The organism is Bartonella sp. AA78NXGY (assembly GCF_042197005.1).
Taxonomy (GTDB): Bacteria; Pseudomonadota; Alphaproteobacteria; order Rhizobiales; family Rhizobiaceae; genus Bartonella.
The window spans coordinates 58,219-85,112 of record NZ_JBHIRI010000008.1 but is presented as its reverse complement, the minus strand read 5'-3'; the positions used below and the strand labels follow the sequence as shown (position 1 = coordinate 85,112).

The window sequence follows — 26,894 nt, the reverse complement described above, 5'->3', positions numbered from 1 at the left end:
TGATTTTTTATACAACTTGTTTGTGACTTAATCGATCGCAAAGACTACAGTGACGCTCACGTTATAATTTAATTCACCACCTGCAAAATTTGTATTTGCGTAGCTTACATCTGCTGCTCTACTCATGAGACGTGGTGTTGGGTGATAGTAATCATCCTTTTCATTGATTTCAATAATTTTTCCTAATTTTAAATCGGCTGCTTGCGCTATCGTTTGCGCTTTTTCAATGGCTTCAGTAATGGCTTTTTTACGTGCTTCTTGATAAAATGGCTTTGTATCTGCGTTGGTAAAAGTAATGCCGTTAACTGAATTAACACCTAGTGTCATCGCTTGATCAAAGATTTTACCAGCATTGGTAAGATCACGAATGCGCACCGTTAAAGAATTTGAAACATGATAGAGTTTTTCATTATTCTTTTTTTCGTGGTGTTTATCAGAGGTCGACTGATAAATGGATAAGCCTGATGTTTGCAAATCATTTGCTTGGATGCCATTGTTTTTAAAAGCGTTTATAATATCATTGATGGATTGATTATTGGAATCTAATGCCTTTTGGGCAGTTTTGTCATAGGTAACAACGGCTAGATTAATAATGGCCATATCCGGTGCTGCTTGACTTTCTCCGATTGCTGTCACTGTAATCGTTGCATTTTTCATTTTATTCTCTTCAGCATAAGCACGTACAGTCAACGATGTGGCTAAGAGTGTAAATGCTAATATAACTGTTTTAACCAGAGAACTCTTCAGTGGTTGAATTTTCTTTTCTATCATATCTATACCTTTATATTTGTCAGTTAATTATTCTCTCATTTTTAAGAGTTTTTGTAAAGAAATTAGAGCACTGAAAAAAAAACCAATAGAAAAGAGAAAAAGATGGGTTATAATCTTTGTCAGCTCTTGTATCATAGGGCATTTTAGTTTAGAGAGAAACAACCTATGTGGGGCCTGTAGCTCAATTGGTTAGAGCCAGCGGCTCATAACCGCTTGGTTGGGGGTTCGAGTCCCTCCGGGCCCACCAATAGGGAAATGTACAATAGAAAAATGGATCGTTTATATAAAAGTTTTGAGATTCTACCTTTTTCGTTTTTTATTTATTTTCCTGTTTGTTTTAGAAGCTTTTGGTCGTTGTTTGTTGCAGTTTTTCCTCTCAGTCGCTTTAATATGATGGTATGTTTTCTTAGTCTCATCAAAGAAGTTCTCTCATTTGCAACCTTTTAGCATTTGGATTAACTGATATGGGTCGCTATTTACTTTCTTAATTCATATACTGTTTTGTACTTTTTCTATATGGTGTTCTTCATAAAATAGAAGGCTAAAAGCTTCATTGGATAAGTTTATTTATACTTGTTCTGCAAATAAACAGACCTCAATAAAACCAATTTTAAAGATTGTACCTGTTCAGAACAAATGGCTCAAAAAACATTTAGTGTAAATTTGCTTTTTTCTAAGTGATGTTAATGTTTTTTAGATGTTCGAATAGCATCATTGTGATGAAAGGTTAGTGTATAAGAGAATGTGATCTATGGGCATTCATATGTATCATGGGGGCAACGATGATAACATTTGTTGATATTTTCTTTTTCCCAAGAAAGGAATTCTATTTAATGTCTTGAGAAATATTGTTCATAGTGACGGTGGCGTGTTTTCTGAAAAGAATTTTATTAATTGTTCTTTGAAAAGTCAATTGAGTGATTGTTTCTATCGCTTTGCATCATCCAGATTCTATTGTAATAAGCATTTTATTATTCTGTAAGAAATGTTTTCTATGATATTGGAAAATTTGTTAAAATACCATTTTCTGTTTTTGTGTATTTTTTGCTTAATGTTTAAATTATAGAGTTTTCATGTGATCCGAATTATTATTGAAGAGCAGATGTCTTTTTTGATTTTACTCTGATAAGGAATTGGCAATATTGCGGTAAACCTAGCACTTTTTTGTATTGCTAACATTTTTCTCGTATTGATCGTATAGAGAGTTTTATCTTTATTATGAGTTTTTTCTCTTATGAAAAATTATTGGCAGGGAGGGTGTTTTTTTGGAAAAGTATACTTCTTCTTCAAAGTCATACTTTGAAAATATAATTCTTCATTTGCATAAGGGAATTTCTCTCTTGTTGTAAATCTGTATAAAATTTACGTACAAAGATTGTGCGTGATGATTCGTTTTATTTTTTAATAGTATCATTTTTGCTTATGATAGAGACTTATATTAGTATTTACAAGGTGCGTTTAGAGGAGAGGTTACCTGTAAATGTGTTACAGAGTTTTAGGTAGTGTGGCTCTGTTTATAAGAATTTATTCCTATAACATTGTTATATTCTTGCTTTGCAATATTGTTAAAAAAACATAGATGGTGCTATGTAGAATAAATTGTGATGTATTTTTTTCAAAAAAGCTTTTTCGTGTTCTCTTATATAGAGTTCAGGAGTGTCTTCAGGGATATTTTCACATTAGTTTTTATTGGTCCGAATCGCAAGATCTGCGTAACATTATTCGCGTTTTTGATAGATTATACCAATTTTCATAAGAAGGTCTGGATCGTGTGATGCTTTCTGTTTCACTATGGTACATGACTAATAGAACTTCATCTGATTTTGTAAAATAAGTTTGTACACAATTGCTTCCATACTGCCTATTGCAAATATTTTTTTCTAAGGTATGAGATATATTTTGAACGCTTTAGCGTTATATAGTGTGACTACATGGAGTATGACTATGAAGAATGATAAAAAATTTGAAACAACTTTATCTGATATTATTGTGAAATGGGAGTCTTTATCGACGTCTCAAAAGCAAGCGATATTGGATAAAGTAGAAAATGCTACAGATTCTGCTCATTCAACAGAACATTTAAGGCTTCAATCTTCTTTTTATCTCCAGACGAAATCAAAGTTATGAGTTTTAAGTCTTCATCGGAGATATTGAAACCAGTTATTACATATATGGCACTAGCATTTCCCAGTGTATTCAAAATAGCCATGAGTTTATCTACAGAAGGTCTCTTGCCTCCATTTATCATTTGTTGGACGTAATTTTGTCCACAGCCTGCAGCTCTGCTTATTTCAATCATTGTTCGTCCGTCACTTTTTATCAATTCAACTAAGCGTTGGAACCAATCTTTTTCAGTCTTTGTCATTTTTAGACCTTTACATATTTACGCTATAGCGTTAATATTGCGTTGCGAATCCAGAATATATGATACAAGGAGCGTGAAAATATCCATGTGTAGCTCTTCGCTAAGGAAGCATATAGAGTTGTTTTTAACTAATAACAAAATGTCCCCATACACTTTCAGATTCGAATCAATAAAAATGGTTGCTTAGTTCCACGGTTGTGAAAAAGTAAATGTGTATACCAGAAAGGGCGATACACACTCGTATGTTTATGAGATTTCACTATGATAGTATACGTAGCAGCATTATAAATCAAGATATACCCCAACATCAGAATTTGTAAAAAAATTCTGCGTTGAGGTAGTGTGTGAATATAACGAAGCTTTAGAGCCTTAAGAGATAGGATAATGGCTGTAGAAAAAATGTAAATTGCATAGCAAAGAATACTGATTTCTTCTTTATTGTAATAAATTAGATCACTATCAGATGGTATATCGTATATATGCGTAAAAAAATGGGAAATATCAAAAAAGTGATCTTGGATATTTTATTAAACAGGAAGGTAATCTGATCCACAAAGGTGGTTGTTTGGTAGAATTGTACATTCGATCAATGCCCTTATGGGGATGAATGTGTTTTTATGATGCTGCGGTTTATAATGAAGTCTGTGTTTATAATGATGTTGTTATTGATAACAATGCATTAACATATGGTTGTTTAGTGGTTCGTAAGAGTTCGCATGTTTATGAAAAATAAGAACTTTATCGTTATTTGAATATGAGTGGAGATGCATATGTTTATGCTAATGCGGTCTTTTTTGATCAAGTTTTGAATGCTCAATGTATTGAATTTTGTGGTGATACTCGTGATTTTAGAAAGGCTCGAGTTTATAATGATGCTTTAATTTGTGGTGATGTAAAGGTTTGTGGGAAGGCAAAATTTTACAGAAATGCTGTGCTTTGTGACACTGAAGATTTTTGTAATAATGAAAAACTTTCATATATAGCCGCATTCCACATGGCGTAAAAAGGAAGATAGGAACGATTTGGGCAAGGCTTGTATGATTGGATTGCGTCGTTAGTTTTATTTGACGTTCCTTATTTTTTGTATTTTGTGTCAATAAATATGTCGCAAATAATTGGTGTGAGTGTAGATTTAGCCGCTTTCAGAGATTTGTTTGCGTCATTTATCAATGCTTTAATGGAGAAAATAAGAACGCCGAGAGTGATTGTTCACACTTGGAACATGCGATTTATTGCATTCTTTTTTTGATTGAGGATGAAACAAATTGGTCAAGATGATCACTTGAGCGACAATTAAGGGAGATCCAAATGAGTGTAAACGAAATTTTATTGGGAGCAATGATTGTTGTTTTGTTGTGCAGCGGGGTTATATTTCGATTTTCTTTATATTATCGCAGTCAAGTGAAAATTTTAAAAGAGGAATCTAGAAGAATAAAGCATGAGTTTTTAAGAGATTCTATGAAGATGACTGAAGAACGAGATAGGGCTATTAGAGAGCAAAGTATGGTGATTAAAAGACGCGACCAAGCAATTGAAAAACTGAAAAAACAAATTAAGCAATATGAAAAAAATGAAAAGAAATATAAAAAAATGCTTAAATCTGAAGATGATAAAGAGTGATTGTATTCATATTTTGCATTAAAGGGTTTGGAAATGTGTTAGGAAGATTGGAATGACGAGAGAGATAAACTTTAATGAAGCCAATTATGGTGCTGATGGAGAGATTGTATTGGAAGAGAATATTCAAGTTTACTCTGATTTTATGAAAATATTTAAGTTTATAAGACAGAGCGTCGTTGATCATAAAATAAGAGTTTATGATGATAAACCAGTTTATAGGTAGGCTAGTTATTAAAAAGCGCGTCTATACAATCCAGCAATTTTATATTATTGCTGGAAACAGTTTTGCACGTTCTTTTTAGATGTAAGGTATAAATGCTACGATAGTTTCAGCTAATAGGTATAAAAAATTGCATGATAATAGAAAGAAAGAGATATTTGCTTTTTATGAAGATGAAATGGGTAAGTCAGTTATGATTATCAGATACAGAAGAGGAATATGAACGTAAAAGATATTAATATCTTTTAGAGTAAATATATTTCTCATTGATGATTTATCTTCTCTTCATGTGCGTTTATTTTTTATGAAAAATACAAAACTTAAGAGATTTTCTTTTTTATAAAGGCTATAGAGATTTGAGTATGATTGAAAATAAACATATAATCTGTAAGAATATGAATGTTCTTTGTGAGTGTCAGAAATAATACAAAAACTTCCTCTCATTGAGGGCAAATCAATCACTTTTCATTTATCACAAAAGTAACTACCATACCATTATACAAAATAAACGCTTGTTTTAATGGTAAAGAATGTTAGGACTGTAGTTCTCTAATAAGAGCCTTATGTGTAATTTCTTTTATTTGCTCAATATTGATTAGGATATCTTGTTTTGTTGGATAACCTTTACTAGAAAAAGCAATTTTTTGTGCATCTCCTGAGATTAAACGCCAGTACCATTGATTGTGAACTCCTTGAAACACCTCAAAATACATGCTTCCCACCTCATAAAATAGCTGATAATTTTCAGGATAAATATTTAACTAATCCGCTTGTAAACATTAATGTATGTCTCTCTAGGAAGTCGTCAATATATTCCCCTTAAATTTTCTGACCTTAAAAATAATTTCTATGAGAGCTATTATTCTTTTAACAAGAAAAAATTTATTGTCAATAAGATATGAATGAGAATTTTATACTATAAAATTATTTTTTTTAATTTAAAGACACTATACTTTCATTTACAATGCAAATATTTTTCTGTCGTTACAGAAATAAAGTTTATAAATTATATAAAACTTCACCAGCATGGATAAAGTAAAAAATACTTTTTTCCATACTGGTGTTTAATCATTTCTTGCTTTTTCTTTTGAAATAGACGTTTATTGATTAGCTATAACCTCTTTTTGGGATACGCTTCGAATGAGCAAATCAATGAATAAGCTAAGAGTATAAGAATTGGCCATTTTAGCTTTCATATCGATAAGAGAGGTTGTAGTTTTAGGGTTAAAACCATTTGATAAACCTTGTCTTGACAAATATTGCTGCAATTTTTCATAAGAACTGTCGATTTTTTCTTGATTTAGTTTTTCGTTACGATCACTATCGGCAAGTGTTTCTTCCAGTCCCTCGATTTTTTTAATAAAATAATTCCAGTCAAAATCACCTTTTGTATATTCGGTGTCAAACATTTTTCCTTGTCCAGTTAAAAGCCAATTAATATTGACACCATATAACGTGCGGTATGTTTGTAAGACACTAAGATTGGGTTCTCTCTCTCCACGCTCATAAAAAGCAATGGAATTTTTTGTCATGCTAAAACTTTTAGCTAAGGTTTCACGTGATGGATCGCCTAAAGCAAGACGTACATAACGTAAACGTTTTCCAAATATGGTTTTTGATTCAGTTTCAGGACGTGCCACGAATTATCTCCCTCGGTAAATCATCATGGTATAAATCATTAAATAATAAAAGCACACTATGTATTAATATTCTATGATATAATGTCAATATTATAGCTTTAATTTCTTGTTATTTTTTTATTTGTGTAGATAGAAAGCAATCTTGCACTTATTGTATTGACAATTGATATTCACTTCAAAACAAAATTCCTTGTTGCTACATTTGTCTCTTGCTTTTTTTGAGAGAATTTTCATGTAACTTTACCATATATATTCTATACACCTCTGCATTAATAGATGCAACTTTAAAGAGATGCAAACTTTGGATTGGTACTGGGTGTGCTTAGATGAAGTAGAAAATAAACTTTGAGGAATGATCATGTCCCTATTACGCTATTTTGGGTTTGCTTTTTTTTTCACGATTATTGGTGTCTTTTTAGGAGGGGTTATTGGTTGGTTTGAAACGGAAAGTATTACTGGTTTTCTTAAATATTTTTTTATTTGCTTTGTTTTAGGAATTTTGGAAATTTCTTTATCTTTTGATAATTCTATTATCAATGCGCGTGTTCTTAGTAGAATGAGTCCATTGTGGCGTCGTCGTTTTCTTATATGGGGTATTTTGATAGCTGTATTTGGGATGAGAATTGTTTTTCCATTATTGGTGGTTGTCGTTGCTGTTGGGATTAATCCAATTGCGGCAGTCAAATTAGCGATATGGGAACCACATCGATATGCTGAAGTTTTAACCGATGCGCATATGGGGATTGCTGCTTTTGGAGGAACTTTCCTTATGATGGTTGGCTTAAAATATTTTTTTGATTCTGAAAAAGAAGTGCATTGGCTTAATGTTATAGAGAGATTTGCTCAAAAGTTTGGGGCGCTTGTTGGAATTGATATTGCAATTGTTTTGATTTTGATCTTATTTGTTTCAACTCAGATTGACGCAGAAAATAAAATAACTTTTTTATTAGCAGCACTTTATGGACTTTTGACCTTTATCGGTGTTGAAGTTGTCGGTCATCTCTTGGATACTCCTCAAAAGACTTTAACAACAGTAGCTCACGGGGGAGTAGGGGCGTTTCTTTACTTAGAAGTTCTTGATGCTAGTTTTTCTTTCGATGGCGTGGTTGGTGCTTTTGCCTTTTCACACAACCTTTTTATTATTGCGATAGGTCTTGGTATCGGAGCATTTTACGTTCGTTCTATGACAATTATGTTGGTTGAATCAGGAACATTATTGCATTATCGTTATTTAGAGCATGGTGCTTTTTATGCAATTCTAGTTCTTGCAGTGATTATGTATCTGCAAACGATTATATCGGTTCCTGAAGTTTTAACAGGACTTGTGGGAGTCTGTATTATTGGAATGGCATTATATTCTTCGATTCGTTTTAAGCATCGTCAATTAGATGAACATGTTGTATCTAAGTAATGGAGATTTCTTCCTTTTTCACACTTTTGTTTATCGCATATCTTTGAATAGAAAGAGGTCTTTTATGCAAAATAAAATACTATTTTATTGCTTATTGATGTTTTTGTTTTAAAGAGGAGATCATTGCACGATTTCCCCTCCATGAGGGAAATAATGTATAATCTTTTGGATAACTTTTGACGTATAGAGGCTTTTTGACTTCAATATAAGGTGCAAGTTTACGCTATACTTTTTACCAGCTTTCAGTATCATAACTGCTCTTGCATTTAATGATTCATAAGAAGCCTTTTGGCTGTTTTTTTTGCAAGATTTTTATTCATACATCAATCCTATTTGTGATGTTTTAAGAGAATGGTGTTGAAATAGGGTTGAAATGAGAGAATTTTACGATATTTTCGTTCCTTACTTAAATAGGTAAAAAAATTTATTCATTATAAATCAGAATGTTATAATGGTAGATGAGAAAAGAATATTTTAGGAGAGCATTAACAGTTCTATCCCTGCTTCGTTCATAGTTTTAAGCATAGTGTTTAGTGATCCGTTTACATCAATACCAGCACAAGCATTTAATGAAACACTGACTTTAAAACCGTATTGTATGGCGTGAAGAGCAGAGAATCCGACACAAAAATCAGTTGCTAAGCCACACATAATGAGCTTGGTAAAACCATGTTCTTTGAGATAAACATGTAAACCTGTTGGTGTTTTTTGATCATTTTCAAGAAAAGCAGAATAGCTATCCATTTTTTGATTATAGCCTTTTCTAAGGATAAGTTGTGCCTTTTCTACTCTAAGAGATGGATGGAATTCTGCTCCTTGTGTTCCTCGTATGCAATGATCAGGCCAAAGTATTTGAGGACCATAGTCAAGAATGACTGTATCATAGGGCTTTTTTTCAGGATAGCAGGAAGCAAAGCTGCAATGGTTTTTGGGATGCCAGTCTTGGGTTAAGATAACGTGGTGAAAATGATTTATGAGATTATTGACGGCGGGTAAAATAGCATCACCTTGAGGTACGGCAAGTGCTCCACCTAGTAAGAAGTCATTTTGAACATCAATGACGATTAAGGCTTTTTTTTCCATAAATATATTCCTATACGAGATGAGCTTTTATCGTATTTTTAAAAAGCTATATGTCGTCTTGAAGTTTTGAAATGATGTGCTGGATATTGATATTATTTTTATAATTATCAAGCCAAAAGAGGGGGATGGATAAGTTTTTACAATTGGCTTTATAGTTTTTTACGAATTGTAACCACGTACCAATGGGAAGGGCACTGTATTCATTTGTTGCTACGTGTTGATGCAAAGCTTTCATGATCATTGGGCTTGGGACGTCAGATCCCATAAGGCGGCGGTCGTTTTGTAAACGTAATTTAAGCCATATCAAGGCAAGGGGTGAAGTCCATTGCTTTCCGTAGCAAAAAATCGATGAAAAAAGAGAAGGATTTTTTACTGCGTAATATAAAGCCCATAAAGCGAGAAAAGAAGGCGCATAGAGAATTGCTTTTCTTTGTGGTATCATATTACATTGATAAGTCGGTTTAATACGATAAAAATACAATGTTATATCTGGTATGGAAAAGAGAGGCAAGGTTTGATAACAGGTTTCAGGGACAGCTAAAAAGATTTGCTTTTTGCTCTTTAGGGGGATGTTTTTTTGCATTCAGGACCATACTGGGGCTTGTGAGATTAGAAAAAATGTACCAATATAAAGCGAAAAGCTTTTGATACGATGTAAGTGCTATTTACTGTACTGTTTCAAAAAGCAAAAGCAGTTTTTTTCAAAATCCTAATCTTTAATATCGCATAATATAAAGAGAAATTTATGGCACGTCAATTTATCTATCATATGGCTGGGCTTAACAAGTCTTACGGCAATAAAAAAGTTCTAGAAAATATTCATTTGTCTTTTTATCCAGATGCGAAGATCGGTATTTTAGGGCCGAATGGTGCAGGGAAGTCAACTATTTTACGTATTATGGCTGGGCTAGATAAAGAATATACGGGAGAAGCATGGATTTCTGAAGGAGCACGCTGTGGTTATCTACCACAAGAACCTTTGCTTGATGCGAGCAAAGATGTGCGTGGTAATGTGATGGAAGGTGTTGCAGATAAACAGGAAATTCTTGAGCGTTATAACGAATTGATGATGAATTATAGCGAGGAAACGGCTGATGAAAGTGCACAGCTTCAGGACATTATTGACAGTCAGAATCTTTGGGATTTAGAAAGTCAAGTGGAAATGGCAATGGCTGCTCTTGGCTGTCCGCCAGCCGATGGGGATGTAACAAAACTTTCGGGTGGTGAGAAGCGGCGTGTTGCACTTTGTAAATTGCTTTTGTCAAAACCTGATTTATTACTTTTGGATGAACCGACAAACCATTTAGATGCTGAAACGACGGCTTGGCTTGAGAGGCACCTACGTGAATATCCTGGGGCTGTGCTTTTGATAACCCATGATCGTTATTTTCTCGACAATGTAACGGGTTGGATTTTAGAATTAGATCGCGGTAGAGGTATTCCTTATGAGGGGAACTATTCTGCTTATTTGGGGGCTAAAGCCAAGCGTTTGGCTCAGGAAGGCCGTGAAGAGGCAGCGCGTCAACGTGCTTTATCACGTGAGCAAGAATGGATCGCTTCTAGTCCAAAAGGGCGACAAGCAAAGTCAAAAGCTCGGATTAAGGCTTATGATGAGTTGGTTCAAGCAGCACGTGAGCGCCGTCCTGGAGAGGCGCAAATCATTATTCCTATTGGAGAAAGGTTAGGACAAGTTGTTATTGAGGTTGATAATCTCTCTAAAGCTTATGGTGAACGTGTATTGATTGATTCTCTTTCTTTTAAACTTCCTGCTGGTGGCATTGTCGGCGTTATTGGGGCCAATGGTATGGGAAAGTCGACCTTGTTTAAAATGTTGACGGGACAGGAAAAGCCCGATTCAGGTCAGATACGTATCGGTGAAACAGTTCACATGAGTTATGTGGATCAGAGTCGCGATTCCTTGGTGGGGGATAAAACTGTTTGGGAGGAAATTTCTGGTGGAAATGACATTATTAAATTAGGCAAATATGAGATGAATAGCCGCGCTTATTGCGGGGCTTTTAATTTCAAGGGGGCAGATCAGCAGCAGAAGGTGGCAAATTTATCAGGAGGGCAGCGCAATCGCGTACATTTGGCGAAACTTCTAAAAGAGGGGGGAAATGTGCTTCTTCTTGATGAACCGACAAATGATCTTGATACTGAAACATTGGGTGCATTGGAAGATGCATTGGAAAATTTCGCTGGTTGTGCAGTTATCATATCGCATGATCGTATGTTTCTTGATCGATTGGCAACACATATTTTAGCCTTTGAAGGTGATGGTCATGTAGAATGGTTTGAAGGTAATTTTGCTGAATATGAGGCTGATAAAGTTCGTCGTCTTGGGGCGGAATCTCTTAATCCTAAGCATGCAAATTATAAACCTCTTACACGCTAGAATTTTTTATCTTATCGCAACTTTGTTAGAATAATAGTGTATTTTATTGCGTTTGTTATTTCATAAATAAAGTGTGTGTGTACTCTGTGGGAGTTTTTATTCATTGAAAAGAGTAAGAGACACTTTATGAAATTATGACCTAAATAGGGTTATTTTACTCATGATATATAACCGGTTATTTTTTGTAAAACTGCAATGAAAAGGAGGGGATGGAGCGTATAGTATTACTTCTACAAATGCCTTGGTCATTGAGCATTATCATCTTTACTTAATAAAAATGCAAGCTGGCATTATCATGTTATTTTTTCTCAATAGTATGCAGTTTTTGTTTTGAGGTGGGCATAAAAGGTATTTTTATCCATCTGTCCCCTCCGTTTATGAGCTGTAAGAGAATGATTTGGATTGATTTATCATGAATAGATTTGAAATGAGAAAAATCTACGGTATTCCGGTTTTTTATTCAAGTTAAAAATGAATTATTATTATAAATCAATGTATTCTCATTATAACGAGAAGCAGGGAGATAAGATCTGTTCGTTTTTTACATTAGCCTATTTTTTTCATAGTATGATAAAATAGAGAGAACAAAATAGATGAGAATATGCGTTGTATGCTTGACTTTTTTTCCTATAAACAAATGTTTATAGGAATGTTTAGGGGATAATTATGAAAAAAAGTGCAAGTTTAGATGCAATGATTGTGCTGCTGAAAGCGGTCGCAGAAGTAAGCCATTTACGTGTTCTTAGGCTCTTACATCATGAAGATTTAACAATTCCTGATTTTATTTTTATTCTTGATCAGTCGCAAGCGTGTATATCACGATATTTACGTTTATTGTACGAAGCACGATTGATTGAGCGTTATCAGAAGGGGGATAGCCTTTATTTTAAGCTTTGTCATGATTTTTGGGGTAAAGACATTGTGATAGGTATTCTTTCGGCTTTGCCAAAGGATGATGTGTTGTTAGCGCATGATTTAGAACGTTTGAAGGATGTTAAAAAGCAGCGTCAAAAAACGAGGAAGAAGCATTTCTTACAAAATGCGTTGCAACGGGATGTATTACGGTCATCCTATATGGCAGATCATGGTGTAGAAAACTCGTTACTTGAAATCATTGGCGATAAACCATTTCAGACGATGTTGAATATTGGAAGAGGTGGAGACTCTATCTTAAAATTGTTTTCTAATCTTTATACGCATGCGGTTCAAGTTGTGCTTGATAGCAATGTTTTTCACTTGTCTGTTGGAGATACAACTTTTGATTTAGTTATTCTTCATTGGGTTTTACATTTTCTTGAAAATCCTGAAATATTCCTTCATGAGATATCAAGTGTTTTGCGTCCTCATGGCCGTTTATTGATTGTGGATTTTGGTTATCATGAAATTGAGTCTTCATATTCTGATCAAGTGCATATGCGTTTTGGATTTTCGGCTTTACAAATAGAACAATGGCTTAAAAATGCGGGACTTGTTCTAGAACAAACGGTTTGTCTTACTCCTATACAAAATGAAAACAGTGAGGAGGGGATTGCTACGCTTTGGCTTGCTCGTGATCTGCGTTTATTGGTTGACGATATCAAAGATAAACAAGTAGATTTTGCATAAATCGCGTTTGTTAACGTGCTTTATACTCTGATTTTTCTCAAGGAATAGCGTAGAGATAAAACTTTATTCAATCATTGATAAGCTATTGTTTTTTACATTTGTATTATGTTTTTATATGGGAGTATTGGTGTTTTATAGCGGCGTGTAGGCTGTATAATGAAGCACCTTCTATAGAGTTAAGCCTATGAGGATCATTATTTAAGGTGTTCTTGCTATCATATTTATGTTATTAGCCAATATATTGATTTTAAAAGATCATTGATTTTTTTAGACTCAATAAGAGGTTTAAATACAGGAATGTTGTTTCATTTCAAATTTCCTGTTTCAGAATCCGAAAGAGTCTGTTTGTCTGCTACAAAAGAAGGTATTTATCTTAATGATACCGTTTGTAAAAGAAAATACATTTTCTAAATGTGAGAGCGGCTGCAATATGATATAATGCCGCACAATATAATCATAGTGAAGGCTCATACCTTTATAAATATCAGAGATGGTGGTGCCCAATAGATCTTAAAATATCTCTTTAAAACAGGTTTTTAGATAAGGAGTACCTTAGAACTTTTAGTGAGGGGTGCAAAAAGATGCTCTAAAAAGACGAAAAAGTAAAAGGGTAAGACAATGCATTATATTCATAAAAATAAGATCGGCGATGATCTATGGATAGTCTGTGGCTGAAAGTAGGAAAGAAAAGCGTGATATTACACTAAAGTTTCGTATCTCTTTATCATGAGAAGTTATGAAGATTATTAAATAAGTCCATTGTTTTTGCCAAAAGTATTTTCTTTCTTTTTATGTTTGCCTCTCATCTTATGACGCAGTCCGTGGTTATAGCGTAAAATTGATAGGGCACCATCGTCTTTAGTTTAAGTAAAAGTTGTAAGCCGGCATCATTGTTTTATGTTTTTTATCCATATGCTTCTTCTTGTTTGTGATGTGCGATAGTATGGCTATTCATTAATTCAATAGACGAAGATTGAAAATAAGGGAATCTTACGTTCTTGAGGTTTCTCATGTAAATTGTAAAATGATGAGTTATGATTGTAAATTAATGAATTGTTTACGTTAGAAGAACAGAATATAAAAATTTTTGAGCATAGAAACTACTGTGTGTATTATTTTACGGGATCATTTAAATGATAGAGATTAAGAGAAAATGTCTGCATTGATTTCGGTTTGTTATGTTAAAATGCGTTAGAGACTGTTGGTTATTGTAAAATGGTTTATCGTTATTTGGAATGACGATGGGGCGTGATTCGAAAAAAATACCTTCAGAGTTCTCATTTTCTCATAAGATTAAGCTGTTTAAGTTCCTCATTGATTGTTACATGAGGGATGTAACAATATTTTAATGATCATTTACAGAAATTTTTTATAAAGATAGATAAGATTTTATTTTCTCTAATTTATTGTTTTATTTAAATAATTCATAGCTTTCTTGCAAGAAGATGTTTTCCATTTTTTACGGTTATTTGTGTAAGATTTTAAAAATCTACGTTTTTCTTTTTGTGGTGATTGCTGTTGGAAAAGTGATTCTACTTTTACGTAGTTTTATTTTTATAGGGTGGATACGTAGAAATTACTGTTTTTTAATATGATCATCAGAGTTATGAAAGAAACTATTTAAAAGTTATAATGATCGTAGATTCTAATTGATGCTTATTGAAATAAAATTGCTTCAAATTGGGTCATTTTAAACTTTTTTTGCCTAAATTTAAACATTTTTAAATAATTTATAATTCTTTTATGTTTTTTTGCGTAGAAGATGATAAGAATTTCTTGTTGTTTAAAGAATTTTATTCCATAGCAAGAATATTGCATCGGCTATCTTAGTGGTTGATGTAAGAGGACAATCGGGGAACCTCCTCCCCCCCCCCCCCGCGTGGATCCCCTAGATTGTCTGGCCTGACTGAGGATTTCCTCAGTCAGGCTTTTTGTAATTATTTTAGGAAATGTAAGGTGTTATTAGGGGGGGGAGTGTAAGATCTGTTATTGTTTCGCCTATAGTACCTAAATACATAGAGGGGCGAGTCTTATTGGGCGGATAGTGTTAGCGTATTCATTTTTAATAATTTGATTTTTCTTTATTGAGGCATTGTTGCATGTTATAAGAAGAATCGTAAAAGGAAGCTATGTTTGTATTCTGTGATCTTTAGGTAAGAGATAATGGGATCTTTTTCACATCGTATTATTTTTATTTTATTTGTATTTTTTATTTCTGGCGCTGTCTTTTTTGCTTCTCAAAGTAGTGCTGTTTATCAGTTTTTTTCCGGTCGCTCTTCTTTTTCTTCTCAGCAGCTTGATGTAACAGAGGAGGAGTTGTTAGAGAGATTATCCGTATCTTTTCCAGATATTATCAAGCATCTTTCTAAGATGACCCCTCAACAGCAGGAGTTGTTTATTGCGCAGCTGCGTCGTGATGTAATTGCGCTTGCTTCTAAAAGTGGTCAGAGTCGTGAGCAGGCTCAAAAATCTGGTGAAACTGTTGCTATGGCTCTCTCAAAAGCGATTTCTCGTCCTTCCGTTGCTAATGCTTATTTTTAGCTATTTTTTAATTGCGCTTTTGGGTTTTATTTTAAGGAGAAAGAGCTTTTCGTGAAATTTTGAAAAGTGCGAGGAGATAATCAATTTGTAAGGTATTAACAAAATTTATCTCTCAAAAGGTAAGCAATTGGAGTATAAGGGTAATGTTGCAATCATTACAGGAGTGATAGAAAGTCTATCAAGGGTATTGGTCCAAGTTAATTGCATTATCAATCGCTACAATGACAAAAGCAGTATTGATTATAATAAAACACGTTAACTGCATTTTATATGCCGGTTATTTTTTTATTTGATATGAGAAAATAAAATTTTTTAAAGGATTTAAGCTTTTTTTGTTCTACGGATTTTAGGATATTTATCCACTTGTATGATTTCTGAAAATGAGGTGCAAGACTGATAAGATGATAGTCTGTGACAAAGAAAAAATATTTGAATGAAGATGAGAGGTCTATTTTTATTTAAAAAGGCTTTGGGGGTATTGAGTTTTCTAACATTTTTCAAAAAAATAGACACAAGTAATTGTTAAGCTTTGTTGTAGGGATAAAAACGGATATAACTTTTTTAGTATATTGTTTTATAATGATAATTTATCATTTTATATTGAATGAGAATCTTAAGAATTGTAAAATCCTCTCATTTTAAATTTATCCATGGTGAAAAAATTAAAATCAGTTTCTTGTATACCACAAGTAGAGGCTTGTGTGGATAAAAACTCTTTTAAAAAGGAATTAAAAAGCTTCTTTGAGACATCTTGAGAGCTAAAAGTCTGTTCCAATATTTTGAATTGGTAAAGAGTATGATGGTTTTAATATATTTATGAATTTTTTATGCGCAATGATGGGGAGATTTGTTTTGTGATTTTTTGAGATTTTATCGGACATAAAGAGTGCAGTGGGTGTTTATTAATCAGAGAGAAGCGTTGATAACGGTTTATATTTTTTGTGAACCTTTTTTGATATCGAGCATCTTCGGTAAAAAGATGCTCTTGTCTCTCTTTCTTTGAGGGATTGATCTCAATAAAAAAATTAATAATCTTATGTAAAAAATATTACATCTAGTTCAGATGCTATTTTTTTAATATAAAAATTGATTGATACAACAGTGATAGCCGCAAGTTATAGATTATATCATTTTATTTGATACGCTATAAGATTAATTATAGTCTTTTTATTTTTTTTATTTTATGATATAGAGAAATCTGAGACTTGTGCATAAAGATATATTCTTTTATTTCATAATTTTATCTTGAAATTGTCTTACTATTTCCTTTTTAAAGACGTTCTTTTGCTTTCTTTTTTGTATAATACATTTGCAAATTACTTGCGGCTAGAATTTGAGAATGTTTGAGTGAAGAGAAAGAAAATGCAATTTTTGAAAATCTTGTTAAATACAGCATGTGCTGTATTTTTTGTATTTGATATAAGTTGGACTCATAGTGTCTTAAATGTTGCGGAATCACGAGAAACCTCAGTGATTGTTGCTTCTAAGATTTCTGCTCGTCCTTATGAGTTTCTTATTCAGAAACTTGCGAATAAATATAATGTTCCCGTTAATTTAGCACATGCTGTTGTAAAAGTTGAAAGTAATTATAAGGCAGGTATAAAGGGGGCTGCTGGCGAAATAGGTTTGATGCAAATTAAACCCTCTACGGCACGAGGGTTGGGCTTTAGTGGTTCTGTACAGGATTTGTACGATCCTGCGACCAATCTTGAATATGGTATGCGTTATTTGGCAAGGGCCTATAAACTCAGTGGTGGAAGTACGTGTGGTACAATCCTTAAATATAACGCAGGTCATGCTGCAAAAAAAATGAATTCCATTTCAGCGAAATATTGCGCAAAAGTAAAGACTTATCTGGCTTCATTAAAATAAAAACATCTGTTGAGAGAGGTTTGTCATAAAATATTTTAAGATGCTATTTTCACGGAGCAGAAAATGTTTTATAAATCAGTATGTCAGTCGGCTGGGCAGCCGCGCTTGTCTGATACTGAAATACGGCAGGTGAGGAAAGTCCGGGCTCCATGGAAAGACGGTGCCGGGTAACACCCGGCAGGGGTGACCCTAGGGAAAGTGCCACAGAAAGTAAACCGCCTATTTTTATAGGTAAGGGTGAAAGGGTGGAGTAAGAGCCCACCGCGCATTCAGTAATGAATGTGGCAAGGTAAACCCCACCGGGAGCAAGACCAAATAGAAATGACGTGCAAAATTTAATTTGCAGCCGATTTCCGGGCGAGTCATTCGGGTAGGTTGCACGAGGCGGATGGTAACATCCGTCCCAGATGAATGGTTGCCATGTAAAGTGTAAGCTTTACTCTACAGAACCCGGCTTATAGGCCGACTGATATTTCATGATGATAGGCGATATTTTATAAGATCAATTATATATGGTCTTTTATGGAGTCTATGTGTTTGAAATGGACACTTGAGCAAAGGGTGTTTAAAAAAATTATAACATTTCTTTAAGTATAATGCGTTAGGATCTGTTTTGGGATAACTTTAGTTTTTTCGTTCATTGTGATTAATGTGAAAGTTGAAGGCTAGGTTATTCTAAGATCAGTTGCCATGAGAGAGCTGTTGATTTAAGACAGCATAACTTCAAGACGGATTATTTTGATAAAGCAGGATCAAAGAGCTGAACGCCATATTCCAGTGTTGTTACAGCCAGTTTTGGCTGGGCTTATGCCATTGGTTGGAGCAAAAGTGATTGATGGCACCTTTGGTGCTGGTGGTTATACGCGCGCTTTGTTAAAGGCAGGGGCACAGGTGATTGCTCTTGATCGTGATCCTTATGCTATCAGTGCAGGACAATCGCTTGTTGAAGAATTTTTTCCACGCCTTCGTTTGGTCCATATGGCGTTTTCACAGCTCGATCGTGTCGTTGAAGAGAAGGTGGATGCAGTTATTTTGGATATTGGTGTCTCTTCAATGCAGCTTGATGAAGCAGAAAGAGGTTTTTCTTTTCAAAAAGATGGTCCATTGGATATGCGAATGGCTCAGACTGGTTTTACAGCCAGCGATGTTGTCAATCATTTAAAAGCAAGGGATTTGGCACGTATTTTTAAGATATTAGGGGAAGAGCGTTATGCGGGGCGAATTGCACGGATGATTGAAAAGCGTCGTGTTGTGCAGCCTTTTTTGCGTACAGGTGATTTGGCGTATGCTATCGAAACGTTGATAGGACGTAAGCCGGGAGATCGTATTCATCCGGCAACACGTGTATTTCAGGCTCTTCGTATCTATGTTAATGATGAAATTGGTGAATTGGCATGTGGTTTATTTGCTGCTGAACGCGTTTTAAAAGCTGGAGGCCGTTTGGGGGTTGTCAGTTTTCATTCTCTTGAAGATCGTATGGTCAAAAGATTTTTTTCGGCTCGTTCTGGAGAATGTATGAGATCACGCTATCTGCCAGAAATAAAGGCTGCTCCAGCAACATTTTTTCCTTTGTTTCGAGGTGGGATCACGGCAACTAAAGAGGAGTTACAGAAAAATCCTCGTTCACGTTCTGCGAGGTTGCGTATTGGTGTACGGACTGAAGCAGAGGCTCTTGCAGCAGATATGAAATTATTTGGTTTAGCAGAGATTGCCAGTTTTGAAGGCAGCAAAAAATGACAGTTTTTCGTACATTTGATATGATTTTAGTGTTGATTATGATTTGTATGGCAGGACTTACTTATAAGGTAAAATATGATGTTCAAAAGCGAATGAACGAAGTTCTTCATCTTGAGCATGAAATTGCTGCAGCAAAAAATACGGTAAGTTTGCTTCATGCTGAGTGGGCTGTGATGATAAGGCCTTCACGCATGCAAAAACTTGCGAAACGTTATCAGAAAGAACTTGGGTTAGAGGTTATACAGCCGCGTCAAATCGTGGAGTTTAAAGACATTCCGGTACGGGTACATGATCAAATTGAAGAAGTGATTAAACAAAATATCTTGGAAGATAATCAAGATATTTTGACAAATAATCGGGCTTCTCAGATCAATAGTGTTGTCCAAAAAGGCGCGCAGTAATGAAATCGACTTTTTTATTCTCACAGAAGAAAAAGCGCTTAAAGAATTCGTTGAATAATCATAATGTTTCTGTTCGTCGTCCCTATTCTAGTCGTCCACGTTTGCTTTTTTCGTTGTTCTGCTTTTTAATTTTATATGGCATCATGGGGGCTTGCCTTATTTCTTATGGGTTGGAAGGTGGACAGATTGAAGAAGCAAAAGGGCCTGGAGTTCTTCAATTGATGGCACGTCCTGATATCGTTGATCGTAATGGTCGTTTATTGGCAACAGATATTAAAACTTATTCACTTTTTGCTGAGCCACGACGTATTATTGATGTGGATGAAACAATTGAATTGCTCTCAACAGTTTTGCCTGATCTTAATTGGCAGGAAACCTATAAGCGCTTAAAAAGAAAAACTGGTTTTTCTTGGATACAGCGTGGGTTAACACCAATGCAGAAGACACAAATTATGGCTCTTGGTATACCAGGAATTGGTTTTCGGACTGAAATTCGTCGCTTTTATCCTGATGGACCTGTAACTTCCCATATTCTCGGCATGGTGAATGTTGATAATCAGGGCATTGCAGGTATGGAAAAATATATTGATGATGCGGGTTTGAGTGCTCTGCGTGCTGCTGGTCTTGCCATGGAAGAATCATTAAAACAAGTTCAGCTTTCGATTGATGTGCGTGTTCAGGCAATTGTTCATGATGAACTTATTCAGGCTATGAAGCGTTATAAGGCAATTGCTGCAGGAGCTGTTATTTTAAATATACATACGGGGGAAGTTTTGGCTTTGGCATCACTACCAGATTTTGATCCTGGAAATCCTATCGAAGCTTTAAAAAGTGATCGTCTCAATCGGATGACGGCAGGAGCTTTTGAAATGGGATCGATTATTAAAAGTTTTACGACCGCCATGGCACTTGATTCCAATATTTTTTATTTAAACAGTATTATTGATGCTTCAAAGCCAATAAAAGCAAGTAGTGGGTATACTATTCATGATTTTCATGGAAAAAATCGACCCTTAACGTTATGGGAGGTTTTTATTTATTCTTCTAATATTGGTTCTGCTAAAGAGGCATTGGCGATAGGGATTGATAAACATCGTGGTTTTTTACAAAAACTTGGATTACTGGATCGTCTCACAACAGAGTTGCCTGAAGTTGCCCACCCTATTGTGCCACATCATTGGAAGGATATACATTCTATGACGATTTCTTTTGGGCATGGTATGGCAACAACACCCTTGCAAACAGCTGTCGGGGCTGCTGCTTTAATGAATGGTGGTTGGTTAATTGCTCCGACATTTTTAAAACGCACAAAAGAACAAACTCTGCACCATGCAAAACGGGTTTTGCAGGCTAAAACAAGTCAAAATATGCGTTACCTTTATCAATTAAATAGTGATATTGGTTCTGGACGTAATGCAAAAGTAGAAGGCTATCGTGTAGGTGGTAAGACAGGAACAGCTGAAAAAGTTGAAAATGGAAAATATTCTAAAACAAAAAATTTCAATAGTTTTCTTGCTGCTTTTCCTATTGAAGATCCTGCTTATGTTGTTTTAACAATTATCGATGAACCAAAGCCAGAGGAGGGACAGCGTTCAGCAACAGCGGGAATGAATGCTGGACCAATGCTTGCTAATATTGTTCGTCGCACAGCTAGTTTTCTTGGTGTAAAACCCGATTTTAAAAAAGAATATGAGCCTCTTTTAAGTAAAAAGAGCAATTCAAGTTTCGTTAAACAACGGTAAAATGAATATAAAGGTGCGTTATCATGTTGTTGGGAACAGTTTTTACAGAATGTGTTGAAGATGAAAGTCTTTCTTCAATAGAAATAACAGGAATAAGTGTGGATTCTCGGCAAGTTTTGCCAGGCTATGTTTTTGTCGCTGTTCAAGGAAAAAAAAGTGATGGAAGGCACTATATAGATGATGCGATAAAGCGTGGCGCACGAGCAATCGTTACAGATTATCATGCTGTTCTTGAGGATTTATCTGTTCCCATTTTACGTGTTTCTAATGTTCGTCATAGTTTAGCGTTGGCAGCTGCACGTTTTTACGGTTCTCAGCCTGAAACGGTCGTTGCTGTGACTGGTACAAGTGGTAAAACATCTGTTGTCTCTTTTCTTCGGCAAATTTGGACTTATGCTGGATTTTGTGCTGCGAGTATAGGAACGGTTGGTGTTGTTTCTCCTAAACGGAATGTTTATGGTTCTCTCACAACACCTGATCCGGTCGTCTTGCACCGTCTTCTTTATGAAATTTCTCATGAAGGTGTGACTCATGCAGCTCTTGAAGCTTCTTCGCATGGGCTTGACCAAGGACGACTTGATGGAGTCCGTTTAACGGCTGGTGCCTTTACCAATTTAGGGCGAGATCACATGGATTATCACACGGGGGTAGAGGATTATTTGCGGGCTAAAATGAGGTTGTTTGATACACTTTTGCCTGTATCTGCTCCTGCTTTGATTTTTGCTGATGATGTTTATTCACAAAAGGTTATTGATGTTGTTACACAAGCGCGCCGCCGTGTCTTGACAATTGGTCGTAAGGGGCAATTTATCACGATTAATCGTGTCGAACATCAACGCTCAAAACAGTGTATTGAGTGTCGTGTGGAAAACAATATTTATACATTTGATTTGCCTTTAGCTGGAGATTTTCAGGTCGCCAATGCGCTTATGGCAGCGGGGTTAGCAATTGCAACGGGCGTTTCACCTCGTAAGGTTTTTTCTGCGCTTGAAACTTTGCAGGGAGCACCTGGGCGGTTAGAGTTTGTGGGAAAGACAGAAAATAATGCGCTTGTTTACATTGATTATGCCCATAAACCAGAAGCTTTGGAGCAGGTTTTGCTTTCTGTTCGTCCCTTTACGCAAGGGCGCTTGATCGTTGTTTTTGGTTGTGGAGGAGATCGTGATCAAGGGAAAAGACCTTTGATGGGAAAAATTGCGGCGGATAAAGCGGACATTGTTATTGTAACGGATGATAATCCTCGCACAGAAATGCCAGAAAAAATACGCAAGGATATTTTACAGGCGGTGCCAACAGCAATAGAGATAGCAGATCGTGGAGAGGCTATTTCTTACGCGGTGGAGCTTTTGAAAGTTGGTGATACATTAATCATTGCTGGAAAAGGTCATGAGGATGGCCAAATTATAGGGCAGACAACTTATCCTTTTTCAGATCGTCTGAAAGCGATAGAAGCTTTAGAGGACCGAAAAAAATGACAGCTTTATGGGATAAGCAAGCACTTGTTGCTGCAGTTAATGGTGTTGTAATGGGAAGCCTGCCAGAAACTTTTTCTGGGGTTTCCATTGATAGCCGTACTCTTGCGGAAGGGGATGTTTTTTTCTGCATTAAAGGGCATCATCTTGATGGTCATGATTTTGCTGCGCAAGCTTATGAACGAGGTGCAGGCGTTCTTATCGTTGCGGAACACCGTTTGAGGGATATGAAAAAGATATCGGCTCCACTCATTGTCGTTCCTGATGTTTTGCACGCCTTAGAACAACTTGCACAAGCTGCACGCAAACGTTCAAGAGCTAAGATTATCGCGATAACAGGATCGGTGGGAAAAACAACGACAAAAGAAGCTTTGAAACAAGCACTTGCAACGGCTGGGAATGTTCATGCGAATCTCGCTTCTTTAAACAATTGCTGGGGGGTTCCACTCACTTTAGCGCGGATGCCTGTGGAGAGTGATTATGGTATCTTTGAAATTGGCATGAATCACAGAGATGAAATTCGCCCTCTGGTCAAACTGGTTTGTCCGCATGTTGCTCTCATTACGCATATTTGTGCAGGACATATGGGTTTTTTCAAGGATCTTGAAGAAATAGCAAAGGCAAAAGCTGAAATTTTTGAAGGATTGGATGAGGAAGGCATTGCCATTTTAAATGCGGATAGTGATTTTTTTTCTTATCTCGTTCAAAAAGCAAAGAAATGCGGTGTAAAAAAGATCTTAAGCTTTGGTGAGACTAAAGATGCTGATTATCAAGCGCATGATATACGTCTTCTAACCGATAGTTCTTCTATGATTGTGCGTATGGGGGGGCGGGATAGGGAGGTCCAAATTGGTGCTCCTGGGCGCCATATTGTGCAAAATAGTTTAGGGGTTATTGCTGCTTGTGATGCTATGGGGGTTGAGCTAGAGCCTGTTTTTCTTTCTTTTCGCCATTTTTCTTCTCAAAAGGGGCGAGGTGTTCGTTATCGACTGTCTTTATCAAATGGGGGTGAATTTTATCTCATTGATGAAAGCTATAATGCAAATCCTGCTTCTATGCGTGCTGCACTTGAGCTTCTTGCTACAGGGCCTGTAGGGAAAGGGGGGCGGCGAATTGCTATTTTAGGAGATATGCTAGAGTTAGGGGAGTATAGTGAAAAGCTTCATCGTGATTTAATAAAACCAATACGTCTTTCTGGTGCTAATCCGGTTTTTCTATTTGGTGAGGCGATGAAATCTTTAGTCAGTGATTTGTCTGCTGGTGTTAAGGTTCATTATGCTGAAAATATTGAGAAAATTTTATCGCTTCTTTTAGCAGAAATTTCTTCTGGGGATCTGCTTATGGTTAAATCATCCAATAGCCTTTGTTCATCAAATATTGTGACTGCATTGCTTGATCGCTATAAAGCGGTTTCTTCATAGTTTTAAGAGGTTTTTTTATTCCATGATGCTATTTTTTTCTTCGTTTAGTGATTGGCTTCCAGGTGTGAATGTATTTCGTTATATTACTTTTCGCACGATAGCGGCTATGCTTACTTCGGGGCTTATCGTCTTTTTGTTTGGACCTAGCATCATTGCTTCTCTTAAATTGCGGCAGGGTAAGGGGCAACCGATTCGTGCTGATGGTCCTCAAACACATTTTAAAAAGGCTGGAACACCTACAATGGGTGGATTGATGATTTTAATCGGCATTGTGGTATCGGCATTTTTATGGGGTAATTTATCGAATATTTATTTTTGGGTATCGCTATTGGTTATGCTTTCTTTTGGGGGAATTGGATTTTATGACGATTATCTTAAGGTCACAAAACAAACAGACAAAGGATTTTCTGGGAAAGCACGATTAAGCTTGGAGTTTTTTGTTGCGGCAATTGCGGCTTTTGCCATCTTGAAAATTGGCTCATCTGGATTAGCTTTGCCTTTTTTAAAAGATTATCTTATCAATTTGGGCTGGTTTTTTATTCCTTTTTCTGCTTTCGTCATTGTTGCGACGGGTAATGCGGTTAATTTAACGGATGGACTCGATGGGCTTGCTATTGTTCCTGTGATGGTTGCAGCTTTATCTTTTGCTCTGATTGCTTATCTTTCTGGTAATATGAATTTTGCTGATTATCTCCAAATCCATTATGTATCGGGAACAGGTGAATTGGCTGTTTTATTGGGAGCTGTTGTTGGGGCAGGGCTTGGTTTTTTATGGTTTAATGCACCACCTGCAGCTATTTTTATGGGAGATACTGGTTCATTGGCTCTTGGAGGACTCTTAGGGACTGTTGCGGTTGCTACGAAACACGAAATTGTTTTGGTTCTTATTGGTGGGCTTTTTGTTGTGGAAGCTTTTTCAGTCGTTATTCAGGTTGGTTATTTCAAATTAACAAGAAAACGCGTGTTTCTTATGGCACCGATACATCATCATTTTGAGAAAAAAGGCTGGACTGAAAGCCAAGTCGTGATACGCTTTTGGATTATTTCGATTGTTCTCGCTCTCATAGGTCTTTCAACACTTAAATTGCGGTGAGAATGTGATTTCTGTTACGTGTTATAAAGGTCAAAAAGTTGCTCTGTTTGGATTGGGACAGTCTGGACTAGCAACGGCACAAGCATTGATGTGCGGTGGCGCAGAAGTGGTGGCGTGGGATGATAGTTCTTCAAGCGTGCAAATGGCTTTTCGGCACAATATTCCAACACGAGATCTCCGTTATGAAGATTGGTCAGAATTTGTTGCATTGATTGTAGCTCCTGGAGTTCCTTTAAGTTATCCTCAGCCCCATTGGATTGTTGAAAAAGCACGAAAAAAAAATATAGAAATTATCGGTGATATTGAATTATTTGTTCGTGCGCGCCAGCATTTTTTACAACATTATGGTTTGTGTGACCAAGATGTTCCTTTCATTGCGATTACGGGGACGAATGGCAAGTCAACCACAACGGCTTTACTTGCGCATTTGTTGGAAAAAATGGGCTATGATGTGCAGATGGGGGGAAATATCGGAAAAGCAATATTGACGCTTAAGCCATTTGTTAAAAAACGTATCTATGTGATTGAATGTTCATCATTTCAAATTGATCTTACTCCCTCTCTTCAGCCGACCATTGGACTTTTATTGAATTTAACACCTGATCATATTGATCGACATGGGAGTTTTGCCTGTTATGTGCAAACCAAAAGGCATCTGATTGCTCAGGCTTCTCAGGCTTTCATTTCAGTTGATGATGCAGCTTGTCGGGTTTTATATCAACAGTTACTTCATGATGGGAAGCAAATTGAGGCAATTTCCAAGGATCATTTTGTTGAAAATGGTTTTTATGCAGATGGGACCAAGCTCTTTTCTGTTCGTCAAGGACAGAGTCATATGCTTGCAGATCTTGCTCCTATGGCGGGGTTACGTGGGAGTCATAATGCGCAAAATGCCCTTATGGCATTAGCAACATTGCAGGCTTTAAAAATAACCGATCCTTCTGTGAACAAGCATTTGGCAAGTTATAAAGGGTTGGATCATCGTATGCAGCAGGTGCGTAAAATGGGGGCGGTTTTGTTTATCAATGACAGCAAGGCTACTAATGCAGATGCAACAGCTCCTGCGCTTTCCACCTTTAATGATATTTTTTGGATTGTTGGAGGACAGGCAAAAAAGGGAGGGATAGAGTCTCTTAGAGAATTTTTTCCTAAAATTCGTAAAGCTTATTTGATTGGGAGCGCGGCGGAAGAATTTGCTCGCACTATTGGATCTGCTTTTCCCTTTTCTATGAGCTTAACTTTGAAAAATGCGGTGCGTGAAGCAGCTGTTGACGCAATGGGTTGTAAGGAAAAAGAGGTGACGGTTCTTTTGTCACCTGCTTGTGCAAGTTATGACCAATTTAAAAATTATGAAATGCGAGGCGAAGCATTTGTCTCTTTTGTGATGCAGTTACAATAAAAAAGCATCAGTTATAAAAAAATATTTTTGCGTTAAGACTCCAGAATCTTTTTTTGTGTAATTTAGTTTTTAAAGTGTTTGTTAAACAGGCTGGGGAACCATATTA

22 protein-coding genes, 1 tRNA gene and 1 other RNA gene are annotated in these 26,894 nt (G+C 35.9%); 18 read left to right on the top strand and 6 right to left on the bottom strand.

Features of this window, described 5'->3' with window-relative positions; translation table 11 throughout:
• Window positions 1-27: 27 nt before the first annotated feature.
• The gene (locus ACFINL_RS06025; RefSeq protein WP_375611973.1) at window positions 28-771 is read right to left on the bottom strand and encodes an SIMPL domain-containing protein; all 744 of its coding nucleotides are present in this window, start codon (window positions 769-771) and stop codon (window positions 28-30) included.
• Between the two features lie 170 nt (window positions 772-941).
• Here ACFINL_RS06025 and ACFINL_RS06020 point away from each other — a divergent pair.
• Window positions 942-1,018: transfer RNA gene (locus ACFINL_RS06020), tRNA-Ile, on the top strand.
• Window positions 1,019-2,715: 1,697 nt separating this feature from the next.
• Window positions 2,716-2,898 (top strand): hypothetical protein, encoded by a 183-nt coding sequence (locus ACFINL_RS06015; RefSeq protein WP_375611974.1) that lies wholly within the window; start codon window positions 2,716-2,718, stop codon window positions 2,896-2,898.
• Here the strand turns inward: ACFINL_RS06015 and ACFINL_RS06010 are convergent.
• Window positions 2,822-3,136, bottom strand: coding sequence for a helix-turn-helix domain-containing protein (locus ACFINL_RS06010; RefSeq protein ID WP_007347852.1), 315 nt, complete (start codon window positions 3,134-3,136; stop codon window positions 2,822-2,824). The two genes, ACFINL_RS06015 and ACFINL_RS06010, sit on opposite strands and share 77 nt — an antisense overlap.
• 607 nt (window positions 3,137-3,743) lie before the next feature.
• Between ACFINL_RS06010 and ACFINL_RS06005 the strand changes: the two genes are divergently transcribed.
• The 3 genes from ACFINL_RS06005 to ACFINL_RS05995 all read left to right on the top strand — a co-directional run bounded on the left by ACFINL_RS06005 (window position 3,744) and on the right by ACFINL_RS05995 (window position 4,756).
• Window positions 3,744-3,869 carry a hypothetical protein gene (locus tag ACFINL_RS06005; RefSeq protein WP_375611975.1) on the top strand — a complete coding sequence of 42 codons (126 nt, stop codon included), beginning with the start codon at window positions 3,744-3,746 and terminating at the stop codon, window positions 3,867-3,869.
• Window positions 3,870-3,890: 21 nt separating this feature from the next.
• A complete protein-coding gene (locus ACFINL_RS06000; protein ID WP_375651030.1) occupies window positions 3,891-4,139 on the top strand; it encodes a hypothetical protein in 249 nt (82 codons plus the stop codon).
• A gap of 305 nt (window positions 4,140-4,444) precedes the next feature.
• On the top strand, window positions 4,445-4,756 hold the full coding sequence (locus ACFINL_RS05995) for a hypothetical protein (RefSeq protein ID WP_375613354.1): 312 nt from the start codon (window positions 4,445-4,447) through the stop codon (window positions 4,754-4,756).
• 753 nt (window positions 4,757-5,509) lie between these two features.
• Here the strand turns inward: ACFINL_RS05995 and ACFINL_RS05990 are convergent.
• Both ACFINL_RS05990 and ACFINL_RS05985 read right to left on the bottom strand, forming a co-directional pair.
• Window positions 5,510-5,689, bottom strand: a complete 180-nt coding sequence (locus ACFINL_RS05990) for a DUF1508 domain-containing protein (protein WP_142416545.1) — start codon at window positions 5,687-5,689, stop codon at window positions 5,510-5,512.
• A gap of 387 nt (window positions 5,690-6,076) precedes the next feature.
• Window positions 6,077-6,616, bottom strand: coding sequence for a helix-turn-helix domain-containing protein (locus ACFINL_RS05985; RefSeq protein ID WP_375611979.1), 540 nt, complete (start codon window positions 6,614-6,616; stop codon window positions 6,077-6,079).
• A gap of 358 nt (window positions 6,617-6,974) precedes the next feature.
• Between ACFINL_RS05985 and ACFINL_RS05980 the strand changes: the two genes are divergently transcribed.
• Entirely contained in the window at window positions 6,975-8,027 is a 1,053-nt protein-coding gene (locus ACFINL_RS05980) for a DUF475 domain-containing protein (RefSeq protein WP_375651025.1), read from the top strand.
• Window positions 8,028-8,501: 474 nt separating this feature from the next.
• Here ACFINL_RS05980 and pncA read toward each other — a convergent pair whose 3' ends face one another.
• Together pncA and ACFINL_RS05970 are read right to left on the bottom strand one after the other, a co-directional pair.
• Window positions 8,502-9,110 carry a bifunctional nicotinamidase/pyrazinamidase gene (gene pncA / locus ACFINL_RS05975; RefSeq protein ID WP_375638342.1) on the bottom strand — a complete coding sequence of 203 codons (609 nt, stop codon included), beginning with the start codon at window positions 9,108-9,110 and terminating at the stop codon, window positions 8,502-8,504.
• A 46-nt stretch (window positions 9,111-9,156) separates the two neighbouring features.
• Entirely contained in the window at window positions 9,157-9,693 is a 537-nt protein-coding gene (locus ACFINL_RS05970) for a hypothetical protein (RefSeq protein WP_375651021.1), read from the bottom strand.
• Window positions 9,694-9,855: 162 nt separating this feature from the next.
• On the opposite strand from ACFINL_RS05970, the gene ettA reads away from it, so the two are divergent.
• The 12 genes from ettA to murD all read left to right on the top strand — a co-directional run bounded on the left by ettA (window position 9,856) and on the right by murD (window position 26,788).
• Window positions 9,856-11,505 carry an energy-dependent translational throttle protein EttA gene (gene ettA, locus ACFINL_RS05965; RefSeq protein ID WP_375613359.1) on the top strand — a complete coding sequence of 550 codons (1,650 nt, stop codon included), beginning with the start codon at window positions 9,856-9,858 and terminating at the stop codon, window positions 11,503-11,505.
• Window positions 11,506-12,171: 666 nt separating this feature from the next.
• Window positions 12,172-13,110: an ArsR/SmtB family transcription factor gene (locus ACFINL_RS05960; RefSeq protein ID WP_375651017.1), complete on the top strand. Its 939-nt coding sequence runs from the start codon at window positions 12,172-12,174 to the stop codon at window positions 13,108-13,110.
• A gap of 2,163 nt (window positions 13,111-15,273) precedes the next feature.
• Window positions 15,274-15,651, top strand: coding sequence for a hypothetical protein (locus ACFINL_RS05955; protein ID WP_375613361.1), 378 nt, complete (start codon window positions 15,274-15,276; stop codon window positions 15,649-15,651).
• A gap of 1,362 nt (window positions 15,652-17,013) precedes the next feature.
• Window positions 17,014-17,523, top strand: coding sequence for a lytic transglycosylase domain-containing protein (locus ACFINL_RS05950; RefSeq protein ID WP_375651012.1), 510 nt, complete (start codon window positions 17,014-17,016; stop codon window positions 17,521-17,523).
• An 83-nt stretch (window positions 17,524-17,606) separates the two neighbouring features.
• Window positions 17,607-17,997: RNase P RNA component class A (gene rnpB, locus ACFINL_RS05945), an RNA gene on the top strand.
• 264 nt (window positions 17,998-18,261) lie between these two features.
• Window positions 18,262-19,260 carry a 16S rRNA (cytosine(1402)-N(4))-methyltransferase RsmH gene (gene rsmH / locus ACFINL_RS05940; protein ID WP_375651008.1) on the top strand — a complete coding sequence of 333 codons (999 nt, stop codon included), beginning with the start codon at window positions 18,262-18,264 and terminating at the stop codon, window positions 19,258-19,260.
• A complete protein-coding gene (locus tag ACFINL_RS05935; protein WP_375611988.1) occupies window positions 19,257-19,661 on the top strand; it encodes a hypothetical protein in 405 nt (134 codons plus the stop codon). The genes rsmH and ACFINL_RS05935 overlap by 4 nt, the downstream gene beginning before the upstream one ends.
• Window positions 19,661-21,403: a peptidoglycan D,D-transpeptidase FtsI family protein gene (locus ACFINL_RS05930; RefSeq protein WP_375611989.1), complete on the top strand. Its 1,743-nt coding sequence runs from the start codon at window positions 19,661-19,663 to the stop codon at window positions 21,401-21,403. The genes ACFINL_RS05935 and ACFINL_RS05930 overlap by 1 nt, the downstream gene beginning before the upstream one ends.
• A gap of 23 nt (window positions 21,404-21,426) precedes the next feature.
• Window positions 21,427-22,878 carry a UDP-N-acetylmuramoyl-L-alanyl-D-glutamate--2,6-diaminopimelate ligase gene (locus tag ACFINL_RS05925; protein WP_375611990.1) on the top strand — a complete coding sequence of 484 codons (1,452 nt, stop codon included), beginning with the start codon at window positions 21,427-21,429 and terminating at the stop codon, window positions 22,876-22,878.
• Window positions 22,875-24,296 (top strand): UDP-N-acetylmuramoyl-tripeptide--D-alanyl-D-alanine ligase, encoded by a 1,422-nt coding sequence (gene murF, locus ACFINL_RS05920; RefSeq protein ID WP_375651004.1) that lies wholly within the window; start codon window positions 22,875-22,877, stop codon window positions 24,294-24,296. The genes ACFINL_RS05925 and murF overlap by 4 nt, the downstream gene beginning before the upstream one ends.
• Window positions 24,297-24,318: 22 nt before the next feature.
• Window positions 24,319-25,389, top strand: a complete 1,071-nt coding sequence (gene mraY / locus ACFINL_RS05915; protein WP_375611992.1) for a phospho-N-acetylmuramoyl-pentapeptide-transferase — start codon at window positions 24,319-24,321, stop codon at window positions 25,387-25,389.
• A gap of 4 nt (window positions 25,390-25,393) precedes the next feature.
• Window positions 25,394-26,788: a UDP-N-acetylmuramoyl-L-alanine--D-glutamate ligase gene (murD, locus tag ACFINL_RS05910; RefSeq protein WP_375613367.1), complete on the top strand. Its 1,395-nt coding sequence runs from the start codon at window positions 25,394-25,396 to the stop codon at window positions 26,786-26,788.
• Window positions 26,789-26,894: the final 106 nt, after the last annotated feature.